This is a genomic window from Clostridium sp. CTA-1 (assembly GCF_054768215.1).
Genome location: NZ_BAAAAP010000052.1, coordinates 1 through 2350, shown reverse-complemented (window position 1 = coordinate 2350; position 2350 = coordinate 1). Strand labels below are relative to the sequence as shown.

The 2350-nt window shown below is 27.8% G+C and carries 2 protein-coding genes; both read right to left on the bottom strand.

Annotated features, from left to right (window positions below; genetic code table 11):
- Positions 1–997 (bottom strand): triple tyrosine motif-containing protein (locus ACYUEW_RS18870; protein WP_460277699.1); only part of this gene is annotated, 997 nt, incomplete at its 3' end.
- A 229-nt stretch (positions 998–1226) separates the two neighbouring features.
- A partial coding sequence (locus ACYUEW_RS18865) for an N-acetylglucosaminidase (RefSeq protein ID WP_460277697.1) occupies positions 1227–2350 on the bottom strand: 1124 nt, incomplete at its 5' end.

Here is a 2350-nt window from a genome sequence, read left to right as displayed (position 1 = left end):
CCCTTATYTTTGTCCAAACTCCTGTTGATACATCTTTAACCCAAAATTCATATAATACTCCATTTGGACTGCTTGCATARCCYTTTATTGTATATGTTTTYCCTGATGCTAGCTTTCCATTTGTTATATATTGATCTCCTAACATTATGTCATAGGTTTGTATTGTGGCTTTCCCTGATTGTGTCTCTACCGTGAATGTTTTCTCTACTCTTCCATCCATACTTGTGTTACTATATTTATCCTTTACATTTACTGCTATTACATATTGTCCATTTTTACTTGGTGTCCAATTTGCATATCTGTCTTCTTTATAGTCTCTTATCTTTGTCCAAACTCCTGTTGATAYATCTTTAACCCAAAATTCATATAATACTCCATTTGGACTGCTTGCATARCCYTTTATTGTATATGTTTTTCCTGATGCTAGCTTTCCATTTGTTATATATTGATCTCCTAACATTATGTCATAGGTTTGTATTGTGGCTTTCCCTGATAAAGGTACTGATAATGCTTTTGTTTCTTTATATGTATTATTAGTTAATGTATTATTTTCTTCATTTTTTAATACATTATCTTGTATTGTCTGTTCCTGTTGATTTTTAACATATATTTTTAAACTTTTCTCTTCTTTATTATCATTTTCATCTATAGCTACAATTTTTAGTAGGTATTCTCCATTTTTAATATTCGACATATCTTTTTTATATTCAAAATTAGTCAAATAACTACTATCCTTATTTACTGATGTTTCTGTTTTRGCTTGTCCTATTTTCTCATTATTTAAATAAATTTCTATTAATTTTAGTTTTTCCTTAGAATCTACAGTTCCTATTAAATTTAAATCATTTCCATTAAATAATTCACTTTCCTTTGGAGATTCCAGATTTATGATTAAATTATTATAAGCCTGTACACTCATAGGGAATATTAATAATCCAATCATAAAAAAAAGTGAAATAATATTTAAGACTAAGCAACCCTTTTTTCTATTTATCATAAACTCACCCTTTCAATAGTTGTCTTTATAATTTTATCGTAATCTACATAAATATTTTTAAATTTAAACTTTACAATTGCATACTATTTCCATTTGAAATTCTTCTAATTGTAAAAAATAATATTCTATTAAAAATCAATTAAAATTATTATATCATTTAATATAATAATAAAAAAGAACTACCTCAAAATAGAAAGTATTTTCTATTTTGAGACAGCCTTTTTTATATTTATTTAAAAATTGGTATGTCGAAATTTAATGTAGCCCCTCTCAATCCATCTATTACTTTTTTTATATTTCCAATTTGATTGTATACCCATCTTACATCTGTTGCATATTGGTGTACTGTTGGATTAGCTGGATTCCATCTCATTTTATATAATGTATCTTGTTTATACGTCACGTTATTTATATATCCTGATGAAATCCATTTAGCCCCTCCTTTAATAGCTAAATCTACTGAAAACCATCCCTGTTCATAAGCATACTTAGATCCTTGTCCTATAGGATCACTATCCACAGCATTTATACCAAATAAATTGTAAACCATTTTTCCATTTACCACCACGCCCTTAGCTAAAGTTGACGTACCATTTCCTGTTTCTAAAAGAGCATGTGCTACTAAATATATAGGGCTTACGTTACTTTCTCTTCCTGCATCAATGAATACTTGTCCCTTTCCTTCTAGCACACCCTTACCTTTAAGCATATTATTTAGTTGCTCTGCTGTAGTACATTCATTGTAGCTTAATTGTAAAAATTGATATTGCCCAATATCATCATATATCTGATTAGTTGGATCTATATATTCTCTAGCCTTTGATTTAATATAGTCATATTGCTGATCACTCTGCACCCAATTAACTCCATTTATATCAGTTGAATATCCTTTTTTACCATTCTTTACAATAGCATATCTCCATTCATAAGTATTCTTCTCTGGTATATACATATGATAAGCTGGTCTATTGTCCATTTGCTTATTTAGCATTTCATCTAATGTTATATTATAATTTGTTTTTTTATAGTTTTTAATTAAACCATCTTCACCTATTACTGTAAATGTTTTTTCTACTTTTGAATCAAAAATATCTGAGCTGAATATATCTTTAACATTAACAATAATGGTGTATTTACCAGGCTTTGTAGGTGCCCAACTTGCATATCTGTCTTCTTTATATTCTCTTATTTTTGTTAAAGTTCCTGTATTTAAATCTTTAACCCAAAATTCGTATAAAACTCTATTAGTACTACTTGCATATCCTTTTATCGTATATGTTTTTCCTATTTGTAATTGATATGAAGTTACATATTGATTATCTAGCATAATATCATATGTTTGTATAGTTGCTT